Source organism: Flavobacterium sp. LS1P28, assembly GCF_003970335.1.
Classification (GTDB): Bacteria; Bacteroidota; Bacteroidia; order Flavobacteriales; family Flavobacteriaceae; genus Flavobacterium.
In genome coordinates, this window is sequence record NZ_RYDI01000016.1 from 70026 (window position 1) to 91114 (window position 21089).

Consider the following 21089-nt stretch of genomic DNA (forward strand, 5'->3'; position numbering starts at 1 on the left):
GGTTTGTAGTTTGTGTTGTATTTCTTTAATTTTATTTCAAATTTTCAAGCTCCAATTTCGGCTTGGCTCCCTCGCCTTCGTGGAGGGCTGGGGCTGGGATTACATTCAGCATTTTTTGGGTTGCTATAATTGCGGCAACTGTTTGGTCAGAGTCCAGCCCTCTGGTTTTGAATTCTTTTTCATTATTTGTCCAGGTGATTATGGTTTCGCATAAGGCGTCAGAACTGCTTCCTGGTGGAATTCGTACGGCATAATCAATCAGTTTTGGCAATTCTAAGTTTTTGCTTTTATATATTTTTGCCAATGCATTCATGAAAGCATCAAATTGTCCGTCTCCTTGTGCGTGCTCTTCAATGATTTCACCATCTATTTTTAAAGATAAAGTAGTCGATGGACGCATGCCTTTTGCATGAGATAATATATAGGACTCAACAACAATTTTTTCCTGATAGGTTTGGCTGTCCAAAACATCAGAGATAATATAGGGTAAGTCTTCTTTAGTAACGGTTTCTTTTTTATCTCCTAATTCAATGATTCTTTGGGTAACTAACTTTAAATCCTCAGGGTTTAATTGAAGGCCTAATTCTTGAAGATTTTTCTCGATATTGGCTTTTCCAGAGGTTTTACCAAGGGCATACTTTCTTTTTCTGCCAAAACGCTCCGGTAGTAAATCGTTAAAATACAGGTTGTTTTTATTATCACCATCGGCATGAATACCAGCAGTTTGTGTAAATACATTGTCGCCCACAATAGGTTTGTTTGCAGGGATTCTGTATCCGGTAAACGTTTCTACTAATTTGCTAACAGAATATAACGAAGATTCTTTTACGCCAATTTCTATTTCGGGTAAGAAATCATTGATTACCGCAACAGTGCTTTCAAGGGGTGCATTTCCAGCCCGTTCTCCCATCCCGTTAACAGTTACGTGAAGCCCTTGAATACCAGCTTTTACGGCTTCCATTACATTGGCGATACTTAAATCGTAGTCGTTGTGCGCATGAAAATCAAAATGAGTATCAGGGTATTTCGTTATAATTTTTGCAATAAATTCAAAAGTTTCAGAAGGGATTAAAACCCCTAAAGTGTCCGGTAATAAGATTCTTTTGACCGGTTGCTTAGTTAGAAAGTCTAAATATTGAAATACATATTCAGGGGAATTACGCATTCCGTTACTCCAGTCTTCCAGATATACATTGGTCTCAATATTATTTTCCTGAGCTAAGGCTATGGCTTGCGCAATTTCAGAAAAATGTTGTTCGGGTGTTTTTTTTAACTGGTGGGTTAAGTGGTTGAGCGATCCTTTGGTTAGTAAATTCTGAACTTTAGCTCCGGTATTTTTCATCCATTCAATAGAAAGGCCGCCGTCAACAAAAGTTAAAACTTCGATTCGGCTGCTGTATCCCTTTGTTTCGGCCCAAGCCATAATTCCTTTCACTCCTTGAAATTCACCCTCGCTTACACGAGCCGAAGCAACTTCGATTCGGTCAATATGAAGCTCTTCCAGTAATAATTGTGCAATGGTTAATTTTTCTGCAGCAGAAAAGGAGACTCCGGAGGTTTGTTCACCATCACGGAGCGTCGTATCCATTATTTCAATTTTTCTTTTTTTCATTATAAATGGGATTCGATTTCGATTTCATGAATCAGAAATCGGGATATCTTGTTTTTATCAAAAACTAAAAACAGTTGCTTCGGGGAGAACCCAAAGAAAATCTTTAGCCAATACCTTTTCGGATTATGTTTAGTAAGGAAGTTGATTGGCAAATTCCACCACTTCTGATTTTATATTTTGCAAATAATCAATATCGTCAAAACCATTGATCATATTGTCTTTTTTATAACCCGAAATATCAAAAAATTCTTTTTCGCCAGTTGCTTTAATGGTAATGGTTTGTTCTGGAAGATTAATTTCTAGTTCCGTTTTTGGATCTTCTTCGATAGTTTTAAATATTTTTTCTGCAAATCCAGCACTAACCTGAACTGGTAAGACACCAACATTCAGGCAGTTATTTCTAAAAATATCAGCAAAAAAACTAGAAACCACACATCTAAAACCATAATCGTAAACCGCCCAAGCAGCGTGTTCTCTTGAGGAACCCGAACCAAAATTTCTGCCTCCAACAAGAATTTTTCCGCTGTAGATTGGATTATTCAGTACAAAATCAGCTTTCGGAGTTCCGTCATTATTGTATCTCCAGTCACGGAAAAGGTTGTCGCCAAAACCAACACGTTCGGTTGCTTTTAGAAATCGAGCGGGAATAATTTGATCCGTATCTACATTTTCGATAGAAAGCGGAACTGCGCTACTGGTAAGAATATTAAATTTATCGTAAGCCATTTGATTTTTGATTTTTGATTAACGATTTTAGATTTTTGATTTCCTGTTTTGAAAATAAATCTTTAATCGCTACTGTTTTTATTTTTTTACTATTTTAATCTTGATTTTAAAAATCCAAATTGGATTTTGACACTAACGAAATCTGCAATCAAAAATCGTTAATCTTCAATCTGAATTCTTTTAAAGAAGTTCTCTAGGATCTGTCAAAACTCCAGTTACAGCGGCAGCAGCAGCCATAAACGGACTTGCTAACAACGTTCTTGAGCCAGGTCCTTGACGTCCTTCAAAGTTTCTGTTGGAAGTACTTACCGCATATTTTCCGGCAGGAACTTTATCGTCATTCATTGCTAAACAAGCGGAACATCCTGGCTGACGCAAAACAAAACCAGCTTGGGTTAATACCTCAAGAATTCCTTCTTCTTTAATTTGTGCTTCTACGACATGTGATCCTGGAACCAGCCAAGCGGTAACATTATCCGCTTTTTGGCGTCCTTTTACAATGGAGGCAAAAGCTCTGAAATCTTCAATTCGACCATTGGTACAACTTCCTAAGAAAACATAATCAATTTGTTTTCCAATCATGGCTTCTCCTTGATGAAATCCCATGTATCCTAAAGATTTTGCATATGTTTCTTCTCCTTCGGCAACGTCTTTTGAGTTTGGAATGCTTTTAGAAATTCCCAATCCCATTCCTGGGTTTGTTCCGTAGGTAATCATAGGCTCAATATCCGATGCTTCAAAGTTGATTTCTTCATCAAATTTGGCATCAGTATCTGTTTTCAATGTTTTCCAATAGGCTACTGCTTTATTCCAATCATCCCCTTTTGGAGTATACAAACGTCCTTCTAAATAATCAAAAGTAGTTTGGTCTGGAGCGATCATTCCGCCACGAGCACCCATTTCGATACTTAAATTACAAACGGTCATACGGCCTTCCATGGTCATGTGTTCAAAAACTTCACCTGCATATTCCACAAAATAGCCGGTAGCCCCTGAAGTCGATAATTTAGATATAATATAAAGTGCCACATCTTTGGGAGTAACCCCAAATTGAAGATTACCGGCAACATTAATGCGCATTTTTTTAGGTTTAGGTTGCATAATGCATTGGGTAGAAAGTACCATCTCAACCTCAGACGTCCCAATTCCGAAAGCGATGGCGCCAAAAGCTCCGTGAGTTGATGTATGTGAATCACCACAAACAATGGTTGCTCCGGGTAAGGTAATTCCGTTTTCAGGACCCACCACATGAACAATTCCATTTTTTTGATTTCCTAAACCCCAATGGCTAATGCCGTATTCAGCAGCATTTTCTTCTAATGCTTTGAGTTGATTGGCAGACAATGCGTCTTCAACCGGTAAATGTTGATTTATAGTTGGTGTGTTGTGATCTGCAGTAGCAAAAGTGCGCTCTGGGTATAATACTGAAATGCCTCGTTCTTTTAAACCTAAAAAAGCTACAGGACTAGTAACTTCATGGATGAAATGACGGTCAATAAAAAATACGTCTGGTCCGTCTTTAATTTTGCGCACCACGTGCGAATCCCATACTTTGTCAAATAATGTAGTACTCATTTTAATATGTTTTAATGTGTTTTGTTTATAGCCCAAAAGGCTAAGATGATAACAATAAAGACAAAGCTAAAAAAACAATCAAGGCTTTACGTATCAATATTCCATTATATACGATACCCAAAATCCCATTCGGATATTTCTTTGTTGATTTTTGTCTTTTTACTTTTTTTTTGTACGGTAGTTTTTTATTTAGATCTAATAAAAAATCAATTTGTTGAGTTTTTTGATGTTTATTGAATCGTTAAATTAGGCTTCTTAAATGCAGTTATATTTACGAATATTTAATTAAATGGTATGAAAAGCAACTTTTTTTTAATTTTAAATTCACTAATTCACTTTTGTGACAGTTGTTTTTTAAAATGGTTTTCGTAGTAAACAACATTTTTTTTAGCGGTATTTCATTGTTTTTTTTTGATGAAATACTACGACATCCAAAAAAGCAATATGTCGTCTTTTTATCTTTTAATAAGATGCAATCAAACTGATTTGTTGAAAGTGATCGTAGTTTTAATAGGAGAATAGCCTTAGAAAATAATTTTGTTTTTTGTTGATAATTTACTTCTATTCTACTCTAAAAAAACTAAATTTGAAATTCATTTTTCGCGATTTTTTAAAATCACAAACTCTTCAAATCCAGCTATGTACTTAATATTCGATACCGAAACCACAGGATTACCAAAACGTTGGGGCGCACCCATTTCAGATACGGATAATTGGCCACGATGTATTCAAATCGCGTGGCAGTTGCACGACGATATGGGTAAACTGATTGAGCATCAGGATTATTTGATCAAGCCCGAAGGGTTTAATATTCCGTTTGATGCCGAACGAATTCACGGTATTTCTACAGAATTGGCGGAAGCCGATGGGATTTCGTTGGCAGAAGTGCTAGAAAAGTTCAATGCTGTTTTAGGCAAAGCTAAATTTATAGTGGGTCAGAATTTAGGTTTTGATATCAATATTATGGGGTGCGAATTTTACAGAATGGGAGTGGAGAGCCAAATGAGCTCGATGCCAATTCTGGATACTTGTACAGAAGTTACGGCTTCGTTATTAAAATTACCAGGTGGCCGTGGCGGTAAATTTAAACTGCCTACGCTAACGGAATTGCATTCGTATCTTTTTAATAAACCTTTCGGTGAAGCGCACAACGCCACTGCCGATGTGGAGGCAACTACGCGTTGTTTCTTAGAGTTAGTTCGTCGTGATGTTTTTACAAAAGAGGAGCTCGACGTTCCGGGCAGTTATTTTCAAGATTTTCAAAGCAAGAATCCAAGTGAGATTAAACTCATAGGTTTAAAACATATTAATCTAAAGGAAGCGTCCGATAAAATTCGTCAGCAGTTTGGCGAAAAACAAGCGCCGACAGTTTCGAAAGCAGAACTTTCAGAGAATAAAAAAGTACTTATTGATGCGCCTTTCGTGCATTTGCATAATCATACGCAGTTTTCGGTATTGCAATCGACGATCAGTATTGCAGCATTGGTAAAAGCGGCGGCACAACAAAAAATGCCGGCAGTTGCCATGACCGATCATGCGAATTTGATGGGTGCTTTTCATTTTGTCCGCGATATTTTATATCATAATAAAGTGGCTGAAGCCAAGAATAAAGAGGCGATTGAAAATGGGGATGAACCTACTGAAGTTCCGATGAAACCTATTGTAGGTTGTGAATTTTTTGTATGTGAGGACCATAAAAACAAAAAAATTAAAGACAATGGTTACCAGATAGTACTTTTGGCGAAGACCAAAAAAGGGTACCATAATTTGGCTAAAATGTCTTCCATTGCGTATACCGAAGGTTTTTATTATGTGCCAAGAATCGATAGGAAAGTCATTCAGGAATTCAAAGAAGATATTATTGTTTTATCCGGAAATCTTTATGGTGAAATTCCAAATAAGATTTTAAATATTGGTGAAAACCAAGCTGAAGAAGCTTTGCTTTGGTGGAAAAACGAATTCAAGGAAGATTTTTACATTGAGGTGATGCGTCATAATCAGGAAGATGAAAATCGGGTGAATGCGTCTTTGATTTCATTGGCCAGAAAGCATGATGTCAAGATTATAGCGACAAACAATACCTTTTATATAGATAAGGAAAATTCGAATGCGCACGATATTTTGCTTTGTGTGCGTGATGGCGAAAAGCAAACCACTCCTATTGGTCGTGGTCGAGGGTATCGGTACGGATTGCCCAATCAGGAATATTATTTCAAGTCGGGAGACGAAATGAAACAACTTTTTGCAAATTTGCCCGAAGCAATTTCAAATATTTCGGAGATTGTGGATAAAATTGAAATTTTCGATTTGGCACGGGAAGTTTTATTGCCAAAATTTGAAATTCCGGTTGAATTTAATAATCCGGAAGATGCTGTTGATGGTGGGGTGCGAGGAGAAAATGCGTATTTGAGGCACCTTACTTTTGAAGGAGCAACAAGACGATATCCCGTAATGACCGAAGAAATTCAAGAACGACTTGATTTTGAATTGTTGACGATATCTAATTCAGGATATCCAGGATATTTCCTGATTGTGCAGGATTTAATTGCTGAGGCGAGAAGCATGGGCGTTTCTGTAGGGCCGGGAAGGGGTTCTGCGGCGGGATCGGTGGTGGCGTATTGTTTGAAGATTACCAATATTGACCCCTTGATGTACAACCTGCTTTTTGAGCGTTTCCTGAATCCGGATCGGGTGTCTTTGCCCGATATTGATATCGATTTTGATGATGAAGGACGCAGTAGCGTAATGGATTATGTGATCCGTAAATACGGTTCGAAACAGGTGGCGCAAATTATCACGTATGGTAAAATGGCTACCAAATCAGCGATTCGAGATACTGCTCGTGTATTGGATTTACCTTTGTTTGAAGCCGATAAAATAGCCAAATTGATTCCGGGAATGATGCCTTCTAAGTGGAATTTAGCTCGTTTTTTAAATGAAAAGGACGATGTAATTAAGAAGGCCGTTCGTCCCGAAGAGTATGATAAAATAAAGGAATTAATAGGACTTGCTAATGAAGATGATTTGGGCGGAGAAACCATTCAGCAAGCCAAAGTTTTAGAAGGGAATCTTAGAAATACAGGAATTCACGCCTGTGGTGTCATTATTACGCCAAGTGATATTACTGATTTTGTTCCTGTAGCAACCGCCAAAGATTCGGATTTGTATGTGACCCAGTTTGATAACTCGGTGGTGGAAAGTGCCGGTTTGTTAAAGATGGACTTTTTGGGTTTGAAAACCCTTACTCTGATAAAAGATACGGTTAAATTAGTAAAATACAGAACTGGAATTGACCTGAACCCGGATGAGTTTCCTATTGATGATTTGAAAACCTACGAGCTTTTCCAGCGTGGAGAAACTGTAGGAATTTTTCAATATGAGAGTCCGGGAATGCAAAAATACATGAAGGAATTAAAGCCTACAGTATTTCCCGATTTGATTGCCATGAATGCCTTGTATCGTCCGGGGCCAATTGCCTATATTCCAAGTTTCGTCAAGCGAAAAAACGGTGAAGAGGAAATTATTTATGACCTTGACGCCTGCGAAGAATTACTAAAAGACACCTACGGAATTACCGTTTACCAAGAACAAGTAATGCTTTTGTCCCAGAAACTAGCGGATTTCTCAAAGGGGGATGCGGATGTTTTGCGTAAAGCGATGGGAAAAAAACAAAAGGATGTTTTGGATAAAATGAAACCTAAATTTATCAGTCAGGCTGCGGCCAAAGGGCATCCTGAAGATAAACTGGAGAAAATCTGGAAAGACTGGGAAGCCTTTGCAGAATATGCGTTTAATAAATCACACTCGACTTGTTATGCCTGGATTGCCTACCAAACGGCATTTTTGAAGGCGAATTATCCGGCTGAATATATGGCTGCGGTTTTGTCCAATAACATGAGTGATATCAAGCAAGTTTCTTTCTTTATGGAAGAATGCAAACGCATGGGATTACAGGTTTTAGGACCGGATGTGAATGAATCGTTTTATAAATTTACGGTAAACGATGATTATGCGGTTCGGTTTGGGATGGGAGCTGTAAAAGGTGTAGGTTCTGGCGCTGTGGCTACGATTGTGGAAAATAGAAAAGACGGAAAATACAAATCTATTTTTGATTTGACCAAACGGATTGATTTGCGTGCGGCCAATAAAAAAGCATTGGAGAATCTGGTTTTGGCGGGTGGTTTCGATTCGTTTTTAGGAACTACTAGAGCACAATATTTTCATGATGATGGCGATGGAATTACCTTTTACGAAAAAGCAATTCGGTACGGAGCTAAATTTCAGGAAAATGAAAATTCAGCTCAAGTAAGTTTGTTTGGCGAAAGTAGTGATGTGCAAATTGAAGAACCTGTTGTTCCGCCTTGTGAGGATTGGAGCACAATGGAAAAATTAGCCAAAGAAAAAGAAGTGGTGGGGATTTATATTTCTGGGCATCCGCTGGACGATTACAAATTTGAAATGAAATATTTTTGCAATGCCAAGTTAGAAGCACTCAAGAACATGGAATTGCATGTCAGTAAAAATTTGACTTTTGGGGGGATTATCAATAATGTACAACATCGTGTTGCCAAAAACGGAAAAGGCTGGGGCATATTTACATTAGAAGGGTACGATGAAAGTTATGAGTTTCGGATTTTTGGGGAGGAGTATTTGAAGTTTCGCCATTTTCTGATTCAGAATAATTTTACGTTCATGAAAGTAATGGTCAAGGAAGGCTGGACGGATCGGGATACTGGAAAAAAAGGGGATCCAAGATTACAATTTGTGCTGGTGCAATACCTGCAGGATGTCCTGACTACATTTGCTAAAAAGCTAATTTTACTATTGAATATTAATGATTTAGAGGCGGAATTTATCCATAAGTTAAATCATATTTTTCAAGAAAACAAAGGCGATAATACTGTAGCTTTTGAAATTATGGAGTTGGAAAAAATAAAGCGATTAGTAGAAAATGTGGTAGTACTTCCGGAAAATGAAGAAGCCGTTTTTGTAGACGAAAATGAGGAAACCGATTCTCTAGAATCAGGAAATCCCGAAATTAGTACGGCAACTGAAGTAGAAGAAATAAAAGTAGTGACTAAACTGACCATGCCAAGCAGAAAATTGAAAGTGAAAATTTCAAATGAATTGTTGGTTGAACTGGAAAAAATGCAAATTAATTTTAAGTTAAACTGATTTTTTAACAGTTAAATTTAATTTTTTTTAGTGTTGTTTTTGTTAAAATTATGCGCGCACAGTAAAAATTTAGCTTGGCGTTTGACAGAACTGTTGTTTGCGCTTTTTACGGCCTAAAAAGCCCGGAATCGTTGGGTAAATTTACATTATGTTTGTGTGAATTAAACAACAATAATCATGAAAAAGAATTTATTTTTATTTGGATTTATGTTTTGTTCTATGATTGTGATAGGGCAAACGGAAAAAAAGGAAAGTTGGTATTTTAAATTAGGAGGATCCTATTTTCTTCAGACAGCCGCAACTGAATTCCCCACTGTTGGAGGCCAGTCTGCACTAAGTAGAGTTTATGTAGGAGGCGATTTAGTTTCAGAGGAGAGTGTTACGGGGTCTTTTGGAGAAGGCTTCCGCACATCTGGCAGTGTTGGATACCGTTTTACGGATCGTTTGGGTCTGGAAATGGGAATCAATTATTATAATAGTACGGATAAAACAATGGTCAAAAGAGTCGATGATGGCGCTACAACACTGCGATCCGTTGGGCAAATTAGAGCTTTTGATTTAGCTCCTGCAATTGTGTTTTTTCTGGGAGAAGTAAAAGGATTTGAAACCTACTCTAAAGTTGGGGTAATTGTGCCTGTTCACGGGGATTTGACGATTGAAACAAATGCCGTTGCTGGCGCTGGTGTAAATGTATTTAGCAAGGATGTCATCAAGCCAAATCCTACAGTAGGTTTTCAAGCGGCGTTAGGGACTTCGTATAAATTGGCCAAAAACCTTTCGGCTTTTGCAGAATTGGAATACCGTAACTTTACTGTTCATGGAAAAGATAAAGAAACAACGGAATTTACGGTTAATGGAGTAGATCGATTGAATACGCGTACAATATCTCAGATACATTCGAATTATTCAGACCGTTTAGACAGTAACTCTAATAACGCTCAGTTTAATACCGTGGATACTTCCAGACCTACGGATGAGCTGAGTTCTTATGTCGGAATCAGCGGATTGGGATTAACACTTGGAGTAAAATACAGTTTATAAACACAAAAAGTTAGATTTTTTAAAAAGACTATCTGAAATGACGGTCTTTTTTTAGGAATAAATATTCTAGTTTTCAGGAAACCCCTAGCCCTGATGGGAGCGGCATCTCCCGATTTAGAAAAACAAGGCTTTTTTAGCCGTAGTTTTTGTTAATCTGGAATACAGCGTACAGCAGGAAATAGCTCCAAATAAGTAATAAATGGAGGCACACTGAATGTATTGAATAAGAATTGGCAATGTGTTAATAGTCAAAACTAATTCAGGAATAGTGTTTGATTTGTTTTTAATTTCTAAATTTGTACTTTAGTTTAAAATTTTAAACATTCAAAAGATAAACATTAAATAAAATAGTATGGCATTAGCAATAACAGACGCGAATTTTGAAGAATTGGTTTTGAAATCTGACAAACCGGTAATGGTGGACTTTTGGGCTGCTTGGTGTGGGCCGTGTAGAATGGTAGGACCAATCATTGATGAATTGAGTACGGAATACGAAGGAAAAGTAGTGATAGGAAAAGTAGATGTGGATGCAAATCAAGAATTTGCTGCCAAATACGGAGTAAGAAATATACCAACTGTTTTGGTTTTTCACAACGGAGAAGTAGTAGGAAAGCAAGTAGGAGTTGCTCCAAAGCAAACCTACGCGGATAGTTTAGACGCATTGTTGTAATCAGTAGATTATGATTTATATAGGATCTGTACTGGATTCAGAGAAAAGGTTTGGCGAGAGTCAAGCCTTTTTTTTGTTTAAGCTGAATTTATTTCAGTTCCTAAATTGAGTTTCTGTAATAGTTTAATTTTTAAATCGTTCAATCTTTTAATATATTTGGGATATGAAGATCGAATCGCAAATAGAGAAAATTTCTAGTTTCCAGCATCTGGAATTGCTGGCGCATCAAGTGGTGGAAGGATTTATTTCTGGAATGCATAAAAGTCCGTTTCATGGATTTTCGGCTGAATTTGCGGAGCATAAAGTGTATAACGCAGGCGAAAGTACCAAACATATTGATTGGAAGCTGTTTGCCAAAACGGAACGCTTGTACGTCAAGCGATTTGAAGAAGAGACAAATTTGCGGTGTCATATTATCATTGATAATTCCTCATCGATGCATTATCCGAAATTGAAAGAGAATCAGAATTTTTTTGAGAATAAGATTGGTTTTTCAGTTTTGGCTTCGGCAGTATTAATGAATCTCTTGAAGAAGCAACGTGATGCTGTGGGACTAAGTGTGTTTTCGGACAGTTACGAGTACTACGCGCCTGAAAAAGGCAGTGATCGCCACCATCGAATGATTTTGAATGCGCTTGAAGGACTTTTAGAGAAATCTGCGACTACTAAAAGTACGGATGCAATTACTTTCTTGCATCAAATAGCCGAGAAAATCCACCGCCGTTCGATGATTATTGTATTTACCGATATGTTTCAATCCGGTAATGAAAAAGCGCTGTTTGATGCCTTACAACATTTGAAACACAACAAGCATAAAGTGGTTTTGTTTCATGTTGTTGACAATAAAACAGAGCTTAATTTTGACTTTGATAACGCCCCGCGAAAGTTTATTGATATAGAAACAGGAGAGGAAGTAGCAGTTTTTGCCGATAATGTGAAGGAGGAATATGAAAAACAAGTAGAAATGTACTTCAATAAGTTGGCTTTAACGTGCTCTCAAAACCGAATAAAGTACATTCCGGTGAGTGTGAATGAAAGTTTTGAAAAAATAGTACTGACGTACTTGGTTGAAAAACAAAACTTTGGGTGATAGTACGGTTTTTTATCAATTATTTTTTCAAAAAACACTTGCGTAAACGGAAATCTATTGTATCTTTGCCACCGCAATAACGCAGAGGTTTGGTAGTTCAGTTGGTTAGAATACATGCCTGTCACGCATGGGGTCGCGGGTTCGAGTCCCGTCCAGACCGCAATATTGGGGAAAGCCTTTCGTAACAGAAAGGCTTTTTTGCCCCTAAAAGGTTTTTAACGTTAGTTGTGTTGTTTGCTGCGAATTTGTAACTCGTAGCGGGTTTAGTAGTTAGACCAATGAAAAGCTTTCCACTTTGTGGATAGCTTTTTTGATTTAAGGCTATTTCTCAAATAGCTAAATTTCCTCAATCTTAAGAGGAAAAAGGCTCACTTTTAGGTGTGCATCCTTTTTTAAAAAGGTGTGCATCCTATTCAATTCTTCAACAACACAAAAAATTCAAAAAATTATGAATACAACTAAAATAAAAATACTTTTTCTTATTGCAAAAAGTAGATTAAATCAATCGGGAAAATGCTCTATACGATGCAGGATTACTTATAGCCAAGAACGCTACGAATTTGCAACTGGGTTTTTTATAAACCCTAATCACTGGTTTAGTAAGCTACAACAAGCCAAACCACCTAATGAAGAAAATACATTTGTTAATGCCCAATTAAGCCTGATTAAAAGTAAAATTAATCAGGCTTTTTTGTATCTACAAGTTAACAGTCCAGACTTTACGATTGATAAATTGATGAGTCAATACAAAGGAGTACCATTTAAAAAAGAGGTAGGATTAATTGAAGTCTATAAACTTTACTTAGTAAGAATAAAAAAGCTTGTTAACATTGAGATAAAACTAGTAACTTACAAAAAGTATGAAGAATCACTCACTCATTTGAATGATTTTGTAAAATGGAAATTCAAGTCTTCTGATATTAAATTAAAAGATATTCATTCCAACTTTATAACGGAGTATGAGTACTATCTAAAAACTGAAAAAAGATTACAATTAAGCACTTTAAACAAGGCTATTCAAAGGTTCAGAAAAGTATTGACATTTGCTATAAGTCAAAACTATTTAGCCAAAGATCCTTTTATGTTATACAAGGCTAAAAGAGAAAAAAAAGAGGTTGTTTATCTAGATAATATTGAATTGCAAAAACTAGAAAATCATTTTTTTGAAATCAAAAGAGTACAACAAATTAAGGATCTATTTATATTCTGTTGTTATACAGGTTTGGGTTTTACAGAAATGGCAAATCTTAAAAAATCTGATATAATTAAAGGATTCGATGGGGTATTGTGGCTTGATATAAGGCGAAATAAAACCCAAAAATGTTATAGAGTTCCATTGCTTCAACAGGCTAGAAACATCATTGAGATTTATCAGAATGAATCTAGGGAAGACGTGTTTCCTAGACTTTCAAATCCTAAATTTAATGCTTATTTAAAAGAAGTAGCTTCAATAGTAGGTATTGAAAAAAATCTTACTCATCACATTGCCAGAAAAACCTTTGCCTCAACTGTCCTATTGTACAATGATGTCCCAATGGAAATTGTATCAGAACTGCTGGGGCATTCTAACATGGTTATTACACAGGAAAGTTACGGGAAGGTAGTGCAGAAGAAAGTTAGTGAAGCAATGGCTAATCTAAAAGATAAATTGAAATAGTATAAAATGAGTCTAAGGTATTTAATGCGCTTTAGGCTTATTTTTCATTTAAAATATTTATCCCTTCAAAAATTTTATTTACATCTATACCCAAAGCAAAACAGAATCTCAATAGTAAATCAACAGTCATTCGTTGTTCATTTCTAAAGACTCTCCTTACGGTAGTTTCTGAACATAGTGCAGCTCTGGCAAACTCAGATTTATTCCCATCGAATTTTACAAGGAACTCTTTGTATATCCTTTTGACTAATTCAAATTCTATCTGTTCTAGATGCTTCTGCATTGAACAAAGAAAACAAATGACTAAATCAAAATTCTCTTCACCTATCGACTTATAAGTCGAAAATTGAATTAGATTTGTGTACTGATAGAAAATCCATGAAAGATATAATGCACTAATCTAAAAGCGAGGAAGAAAGACCTTATGAATAATCTAAAAGAATTGCGGTTTATTTTAAAGAATGAGGAAACCCGTAATGGAATGATTTAAAAACAAATTACTTTGCTAACAAATCACTAAAAGTGGGTATTGTGAGCAGGAAGTAATACGTGTTCCTTTGTTTCCAAATGACCATTCCTTTAAGCAAAATAAATTAACACAATCCCAAATTATGAAGAAAATATTATTATTACTAGTGATGCTAGTATCAACTTCGATGTTCTCTCAAATTGGAACACACAATTTCACTCGGTCATTAAATACAAGATTCGAAACACTTTTCAAAGAAAATAAATCTACCCTTATTGTACTAAATGCTCCTAACTACGGTGATATAAAATTAATCATTAACAATCACGAAGCATACTTCGAATCGGAAAGTCCGTGTGAGGAATTCACAAATGACGCTACTGGAACTCATTTGATTTACTTTTTATTAATAAACAGAAGAACTAAAGAAAGAGTGGCACTTAAGTTCTACTACGAAGGACTAAATCCAGTTGCTATATTCATATTCAGTGACGGAAAAAAATTACTGCTTCAGAATGAATTAAGGTTTTAATTAAAAACTAAACAATGAAACAACATTAATGGAAAAAATTAAGGCTGAATTGATTTTATCATGCATCAATAATAACCCGGAATCATTTTTACCTTTTCTAATGTCAGGGGAGGTAGAGACAGAAGCACCTAACAAGGAAGGTTTCTATCAATTTTTTAAAGGAATGCTTAATCATGCTCATGAAAGTTCGGAAGGACAACTTACATTGAAAATAGAACAGCCCACTTTGGACACAGATAAAGAAGTGCTTAATTACAACTTTTATGACAATACCCATAAATATCCCCTCCTTTCAATCGTAGTTAAAGAAAACAACAATCTAATGTATTTAGGCGTAATGCCCTTTTAAGATAAATTAAAGTCACTTTGATAAAACTAAAATATAAGAATTACTCAATAAATACTTAAAAAGAATTATGGCAGAAGAAAAAAAAGACAATAGCGGATGCGCAAAGATTGGTGTTATAGCAATCATATTACTATTCTTATTACCACTATGGGGTTTGTCTGGAATGATGGATGGTAAGAGCTTTATGGGAGGTATTAGAGAGAGTATTGGTGCTTTAGTTATTTTAATTGCGGTTGGTGCGGTTGGCTATGGAATACTTAAGACGTTTAATAAGTAATTGCGGATTATTTAACCTCATTATTAAAGAAAACAATTTCAAGAACAGGGGAGCTGAAAACTGTATAGAGTAGGCAGGAAACAATTTATAGTAAGATGAAAAAATTAATTTTAACAATGACCTTTTTATTAGTAACAACTTTAAGTTTTTGTCAAAATCAGAAGATTACCTACTCAAATGATTATTCCGGAAATACTATTGCTAAAGATGAATATGGCAATGTCATAGCTATTGCTTCAACCGATTATTCAGGAAAACTGGTATGGAAAGACAAATACGGAAATGTTATTAAAACTGAATCAGAAGATTATTCAGGTAGAACCGTGACAAAGGATCAATACGGGAATACTCAAACTACAAAGTCTAAAGATTATGCAGGAAACACAGTAGAAAAAGACCAGTACGGGAATGTCCTTTATACGTACTCTAAAGATTATTCTGGAAATACTGTGAAAAAAGATAAATACGGAAATGTACTTGGAACCTACAAAGAAGACTATTCTGGAAATTTAGTGTTTTACCCAAAACAATAATTTAAAATATTCTTAAAAATAAAAATTTAAATTAACACTAATAAAATGAAAAATAAATTTATTTTTTTGATTTTGGTTTTATTTACCACAATCGGATATTCTCAAACAAATCGCTATTCTAATGTTTCTACTGGTACATTTACTCCTAACCTTGATCCTAATTACTACAAAGCATTAGCGAAACAAAAGCAAGAACGAATTGCAAATAATATAGAAGAATTAGAAAAACTAACAACTGAAAGTCTAAAATTGAATGTTGACGATGAGTTTAGACAAAATATTTATGAAGTAAGACGGTATCTAGCAAAATTAGATGAGGATATGAGTTTAAACGATGCTGAATGGTATATTAATACTGCAACTAAACTTTATAATAAAGGAGTTCGAAAGTACAATAGAAGGCTAAAAAACAATTAAACTAATCTCTAATCTGAAAGTCAATTTTAAATTCAAAACAAATATCTATCTAAAAATGAATAAACTAATTATTACAGCAGTACTATTCTTTTCAACAATCGCTTACGCTCAAGATAAAATCAATTACAATGAAGGACAGGCATTTTGTTACATTTTCAATAATAAACACGAATTGTTAAAAGAAATTCCAATGGGAAAAAATGTAACAGTTGAATACGATACATTTTTTAAAAGCTATTATATCTTTTTAAAAGTCGAAGATGGTATGATGCGTTTTGATCTAAAATTCATCAACAAACTAAATGATGGTCTTCTTTCTTACGTGGATAAAGGTACCTCTGGACAAAATCATTATTTTTTGGAAGACTCACTAAAGACAAATGGAACTCTAACAATTATAAATCAAGACAAAATTACAAGAGAAGGTAAAGAATACTTTACAACTTACGTATTTAAAAACTTATCAAAAACACCTTATTAAGACAAACTGATAATTTATTCCTGTCTAAACCTCTTCAAAAATTATATAAATTTTTTTTTAAAGTCACACGCGAGTCAAACAACACTTCACCCCTTACTCATTTTATAATTTGGGATATGCCCGTCAATGTTTAATCTTAAAATTATAAAGACTATGGTTACAATTGTAGATTACAAAAAATATCAAAGAGAGAATGGAGAAACCTTTTATGCTCTTGAAGTACAAGGAGGAATTGAATCTGTCAAAAGTAAAGAAACTGGAAAGACGTACTTTACAGCGCGAACAACTAAAGTACCGTGTACGTTTAACGAACCAGCCTGTAAGGCACTACTAGGAACTCAAATGCCCGGAACGATAAAAAAGGTAACTGTTGACCCTTATGAATTTACCATTCGAGAAACGGGTGAAATCATCAAAATGTCGCACCGATACGAATATCTTTCAGAAGAAGAAAGTATCGTAGAAAGCAACGTGCTGAAAAATGAAATGGTGTACTAAAACACCTCACTATAAGTAATTAAGGAACTCTCAAAAGGAGTTCCTTTTTTTTTATAACAATAATTTTATTATGTCGAATAACGACCAATAACAACATCAAATAATATCAGTATGAAATTACAAAAAGCACAAAGAAACCAAGTGAAATTAAGACTGGGTTTAAGCGGAGCAAGTGGCTTTGGTAAATCTTATTCAGCATTACTATTAGCTTACGGAATCACTAACGATTGGACTAAAATAGCTATAATCGATACAGAAAACAACAGTGCCAGTCTCTACTCTCATTTAGGAGATTTTAACGTATTGTCGTTGAATGAGCCATACGCTCCAGAGCGTTATATTCAGGCCATTGAGGTTTGCGAGAAAGAAGAAATTGAAGTAGTAATAATTGACAGCATTACACACGAATGGTCTGGCAAAGGAGGTTGCTTAGAACTACATGAACAACTTGGAGGAAGATTCCAAGATTGGGCTAAAATAACTCCGCGTCATCAAGCCTTTATCGATAAAATTCTTAATTCAAACTGCCACGTAATTACTACTGTACGACGCAAAACGGATTACAGTCTTGATAAAGACGGCAACGGTAAGACTAAAGTAATGAAGCTAGGTACGAAGGAAATAACAAGAGACGGCTTCGAATATGAGCTGACAGTCAATTTTGAGCTTATAAATGACAATCATCTTGTTACCGCTTCTAAAGATAGAACTGGTTTGTTCTCTGGGAAACCCGAATTCATTATTAATTCATCCACCGGAAAGAAACTTATTGAATGGTGTAATCTGGGGATTTCAGTTGAAATAGCGATGTCTGAAATCAATGCTTGTGAGAATCTTGAGGGATTGAAGCATGTGTATTCAAAATATCCTTCGCTTCAAAAGCAGATTCACAATGCCATTATGAATAGAAAAAACCAGATAGAAAACATCGCTAGTCACCTAATCGACGAAAAAGAAATTGTAAAACCATTAATTGAAGAGAACCATGGAATTAGTACTTAATAGTAGCATCAACGAGCATCTAGTAGATGAGAACGAGATAATAAACAAACCATCAAGTAGTTTTATTGAAGCCAATACTGAAATAGTCAGTTTAGACCATTTGGAAAAAGATTGTATAATCCCTGTATTCTCAAAGGATAACGAGTCTACAATTAGCCATTTCCAGTTTGTAGATAAATGCCAACAAATAATTCAAAAATTACTGCCTGGTGTACTTCAGAAAACACCTGATATTAGAGTTAGCCACGTAGTAAAAGGAAGAATTCCATCAGCAATCGGAAAACCTGCAAAGGATCTTGAAGAACACGAAAAAACCATTTATTACGAACGATGCGCCTTCATTATAGATTTACCCTCGACAAAGCAAATTGTGAACGGAAATGAGCTTACATTGAGCATTGGCGGAGTGCGAGCCTATAATCAGGAGAACCTTTATTCCAAAAAATCAATGGAGAAATTTAAAGTCTTTATTGGTTTCAAAAATAAGGTGTGTACCAACCTGTGCATTAGTACTGATGGCTTTTCCAATGAAATAAGGATATCTTCTATACATGAGTTAGAAGACAAAATGATTGAACTTTTCTCTAATTACAAGAGAGACAATCATCTAAAAATGATGGAGCGAATGATTGAATACAAGTTGTCTGAAACGCAATTTGCACACTTAATTGGAAAATTCAGAATGTTTACGCACTTAGACAAGCACACACAGAAATCAATCTTCCCAATTTCACTGAATGACAGTCAGATAAACAACATTGTGAAAGACTATTACCAGTGTCCCAACTTCTCAAGAAGTCCCGATGGTTCGATAAGTTTCTGGAATCTTTATAACTTATTTACCGAAGCTAATAAATCATCTTACATCGATAATAATCTAGAGCGGAATGTCAACGCGTACCAACTAATCAACGACCTAGGTAAATCGATCCAAAACAACATTCCCAATTGGTTCCTCCATTATTAATCATAGCTCTTTTGTTAGGTAAGGAATACTTTACGGGAGGTAGAGAAAGAAGAAATTATGGAAGACCATGAATTAGCAGATGTGTTAAAATACAGTTCGCCTAAGGAACTTTATGTAATTACTTATTACAATGTGCTCAAATTACTTTTTTGCCCTTTCAGAGTCAAGGTCTTATCCAACGTTGGACTGCTAAGGAAAGGGCAATTAGTTTGGGTTAGCGAGGTTAAAGTAACAACAGAATTAAAAACAATTTTTATTATAGAAGGGAATGCGTACCATTACCACTCTTTTGAAATCCTTATTGAGGAATTTACAGAGTAGCTATTATAAAACAAGGAGTTATGCTGAATTTTGAATAACCAATCTTTTGAGACGGTTCTCCTTTATCAAAAAACCACTGAAAAAGCGTAGTATACAAAAACAGTAAGGATTAGGAGAAGTTTTTTTATTACTTCTCCTTGTCTCTTACAATTTAAAAAAAAATATTATGAATGAATTACAAAATTAGGTGTACACAATTGTCTTTTCTTTATATATAGGGTTATTTAAAAACAATAAAAATGTCCACCCTGCTTTTAAAAATCTCTATTCTGGTTCTTGTAATATTAAATCATAACTATTAAGAAACTTGTTGTTTTCTTCAATTGGAGATAGAGTTCCAAAAACAATCTCAATTTGTTTTTCTCCATCATAAAATAAAACAGAACGATTACTTAAGTTCAATTTTTCGTTTGAATGTAAAGAAGGCAACGAGCTTTTAAAGACAGAACTTACAATCTTCCCTTTCCCTAAACGTTTAGTTTCTACAAAGAAAATGCTATTAACTAATGATTTGACCAGATTGTCATTGGAAAATTCAAATGAATTTTTGTTTATCTTTAATAAGTCGGATTCAATTTTAGAAAAAGTTCCAATTTTAGTAATTGCTTCAATAACCTCTTTGTCGTGTTCTAGATTCGCACGTAAATCTTTAATTTGTATATTATTCTTACCTACACAATAATCAAAAGTCTTCTTAATTAATATCAATAGTCCTTGGGCTTCAATCGATAAGTTTATAAAGTTCTTAGTATCCTTTAACTTCAAAAAATGTTTACTTCCTAAAAACACTTTATTCTCAGAAATCCCGTAATATTCTAAAAACAATTCATTTAGTAATAGAGTAACGGGTAAGATACTTTGAGTTTTAAAATTTGAGTTTTTAAGATAGCTTAAAAAATCTTTAGTGTTTTTAAAGTTGATTCTATACTTCAAAAATAAAGGTAAAATTTCTTTTAAAAAGACAGCAGATTTTATGTTTTTACTGATTTGAATTGAAAATTGAATGTCATTTCTTAATTCTTCTCGTGTTAAATTTTTAATTCTATTTCTAGAGCTCCAATCTTGAATGTTTCTTGAGCGCATTGCAGAGATGTAGGCATCAGTATTTTTACTGAAATCTTCAATTAAATCTTTAGTTTTTGTATCCCAATTAGTGTCATTCATCTTGATTTTGGTAGTGTCAATTTCAGTATAATCTGAAATAACTTCCGCATCAATATCATCGTATTCATTTAAAAGGTCAGCTAGATCATCCGCTGAAAAAATAGAATCAATTGCTTTGTCTATTAACAGACTCTCCTGTCTTATAAAAACGTCTAAAATTCTATTAATAGATTCTATAGGTGCGATTAATTCTTGGTTCTCTTTGTCATAGGAATAATCAAAATCAAAATTATAATCCGAGTTGTTTAAGGACATTCTGTGATACTCGAGAGTATCATTCATGTACTCTCGTTGCTTATTAATATTGGAGAGATTTACAGAACTTCCTTTTGGAATAAAAGGTTTATTAACAACCTCAATTTCAATATCAGGTTTGTTTCTAAATCTTTTTGAAAATTGTTTGATTTCGTCAGCACTAAATTCATTTAAGATTAATGCAGTTCCAATATTAGTGTTTGGATATGCAAATAAAAACTGCACATTAAGTTAAGCTACATTTTTGTAATTAATTTGATTGTTAAATTCTTCAATAG

General features: G+C 34.8%; 19 protein-coding genes and 1 tRNA gene. 16 read left to right on the plus strand and 4 right to left on the minus strand.

The window, feature by feature from the left end; all coding sequences use genetic code 11:
• Positions 1-31: 31 nt before the first annotated feature.
• The 3 genes from EKL97_RS12265 to leuC all read right to left on the minus strand — a co-directional run bounded on the left by EKL97_RS12265 (position 32) and on the right by leuC (position 3913).
• Positions 32-1612 carry an alpha-isopropylmalate synthase regulatory domain-containing protein gene (locus EKL97_RS12265; RefSeq protein ID WP_231507411.1) on the minus strand — a complete coding sequence of 527 codons (1581 nt, stop codon included), beginning with the start codon at positions 1610-1612 and terminating at the stop codon, positions 32-34.
• Positions 1613-1741: 129 nt separating this feature from the next.
• Complete coding sequence (leuD, locus tag EKL97_RS12270; protein ID WP_126457513.1) at positions 1742-2338, minus strand: 3-isopropylmalate dehydratase small subunit; 597 nt, start codon at positions 2336-2338, stop codon at positions 1742-1744.
• Positions 2339-2518: 180 nt separating this feature from the next.
• Positions 2519-3913: a 3-isopropylmalate dehydratase large subunit gene (gene leuC / locus EKL97_RS12275; RefSeq protein WP_126562146.1), complete on the minus strand. Its 1395-nt coding sequence runs from the start codon at positions 3911-3913 to the stop codon at positions 2519-2521.
• Between the two features lie 639 nt (positions 3914-4552).
• Between leuC and dnaE the strand changes: the two genes are divergently transcribed.
• The 16 genes from dnaE to EKL97_RS12360 all read left to right on the plus strand — a co-directional run bounded on the left by dnaE (position 4553) and on the right by EKL97_RS12360 (position 19392).
• Entirely contained in the window at positions 4553-9088 is a 4536-nt protein-coding gene (gene dnaE / locus EKL97_RS12280; RefSeq protein ID WP_126568971.1) for a DNA polymerase III subunit alpha, read from the plus strand.
• A gap of 177 nt (positions 9089-9265) precedes the next feature.
• Positions 9266-10129, plus strand: a complete 864-nt coding sequence (locus EKL97_RS12285) for an outer membrane beta-barrel protein (RefSeq protein ID WP_126568972.1) — start codon at positions 9266-9268, stop codon at positions 10127-10129.
• A gap of 352 nt (positions 10130-10481) precedes the next feature.
• On the plus strand, positions 10482-10799 hold the full coding sequence (trxA, locus tag EKL97_RS12290) for a thioredoxin (RefSeq protein ID WP_126454285.1): 318 nt from the start codon (positions 10482-10484) through the stop codon (positions 10797-10799).
• Positions 10800-10962: 163 nt separating this feature from the next.
• The gene (locus EKL97_RS12295) at positions 10963-11889 is read left to right on the plus strand and encodes a DUF58 domain-containing protein (RefSeq protein ID WP_126568973.1); all 927 of its coding nucleotides are present in this window, start codon (positions 10963-10965) and stop codon (positions 11887-11889) included.
• 86 nt (positions 11890-11975) lie between these two features.
• Positions 11976-12049, plus strand: a tRNA-Asp gene (locus EKL97_RS12300).
• Positions 12050-12337: 288 nt separating this feature from the next.
• Positions 12338-13546, plus strand: coding sequence for a site-specific integrase (locus EKL97_RS12305; RefSeq protein ID WP_126568974.1), 1209 nt, complete (start codon positions 12338-12340; stop codon positions 13544-13546).
• Positions 13547-14157: 611 nt separating this feature from the next.
• The gene (locus EKL97_RS12315; protein WP_126568976.1) at positions 14158-14547 is read left to right on the plus strand and encodes a hypothetical protein; all 390 of its coding nucleotides are present in this window, start codon (positions 14158-14160) and stop codon (positions 14545-14547) included.
• A 28-nt stretch (positions 14548-14575) separates the two neighbouring features.
• On the plus strand, positions 14576-14896 hold the full coding sequence (locus EKL97_RS12320) for a hypothetical protein (RefSeq protein WP_126568977.1): 321 nt from the start codon (positions 14576-14578) through the stop codon (positions 14894-14896).
• A gap of 67 nt (positions 14897-14963) precedes the next feature.
• A complete protein-coding gene (locus EKL97_RS12325) occupies positions 14964-15173 on the plus strand; it encodes a hypothetical protein (RefSeq protein WP_126568978.1) in 210 nt (69 codons plus the stop codon).
• Positions 15174-15268: 95 nt separating this feature from the next.
• Positions 15269-15706 carry a hypothetical protein gene (locus EKL97_RS12330; protein WP_126568979.1) on the plus strand — a complete coding sequence of 146 codons (438 nt, stop codon included), beginning with the start codon at positions 15269-15271 and terminating at the stop codon, positions 15704-15706.
• Positions 15707-15751: 45 nt separating this feature from the next.
• Positions 15752-16123, plus strand: a complete 372-nt coding sequence (locus tag EKL97_RS12335) for a hypothetical protein (protein ID WP_126568980.1) — start codon at positions 15752-15754, stop codon at positions 16121-16123.
• A 55-nt stretch (positions 16124-16178) separates the two neighbouring features.
• Positions 16179-16604, plus strand: a complete 426-nt coding sequence (locus EKL97_RS12340; RefSeq protein WP_126568981.1) for a hypothetical protein — start codon at positions 16179-16181, stop codon at positions 16602-16604.
• A gap of 153 nt (positions 16605-16757) precedes the next feature.
• Positions 16758-17102: a hypothetical protein gene (locus EKL97_RS12345; protein WP_233588583.1), complete on the plus strand. Its 345-nt coding sequence runs from the start codon at positions 16758-16760 to the stop codon at positions 17100-17102.
• A 111-nt stretch (positions 17103-17213) separates the two neighbouring features.
• Positions 17214-18104 (plus strand): AAA family ATPase, encoded by an 891-nt coding sequence (locus tag EKL97_RS12350; protein ID WP_126568983.1) that lies wholly within the window; start codon positions 17214-17216, stop codon positions 18102-18104.
• Positions 18088-19071, plus strand: a complete 984-nt coding sequence (locus tag EKL97_RS12355) for a DUF3871 family protein (RefSeq protein ID WP_126568984.1) — start codon at positions 18088-18090, stop codon at positions 19069-19071. The genes EKL97_RS12350 and EKL97_RS12355 overlap by 17 nt, the downstream gene beginning before the upstream one ends.
• A gap of 57 nt (positions 19072-19128) precedes the next feature.
• Positions 19129-19392 carry a hypothetical protein gene (locus EKL97_RS12360; RefSeq protein ID WP_126568985.1) on the plus strand — a complete coding sequence of 88 codons (264 nt, stop codon included), beginning with the start codon at positions 19129-19131 and terminating at the stop codon, positions 19390-19392.
• A 264-nt stretch (positions 19393-19656) separates the two neighbouring features.
• Here the strand turns inward: EKL97_RS12360 and EKL97_RS12365 are convergent, their stop codons facing one another.
• Complete coding sequence (locus EKL97_RS12365) at positions 19657-21036, minus strand: hypothetical protein (protein WP_126568986.1); 1380 nt, start codon at positions 21034-21036, stop codon at positions 19657-19659.
• Positions 21037-21089 lie beyond the last annotated feature (53 nt).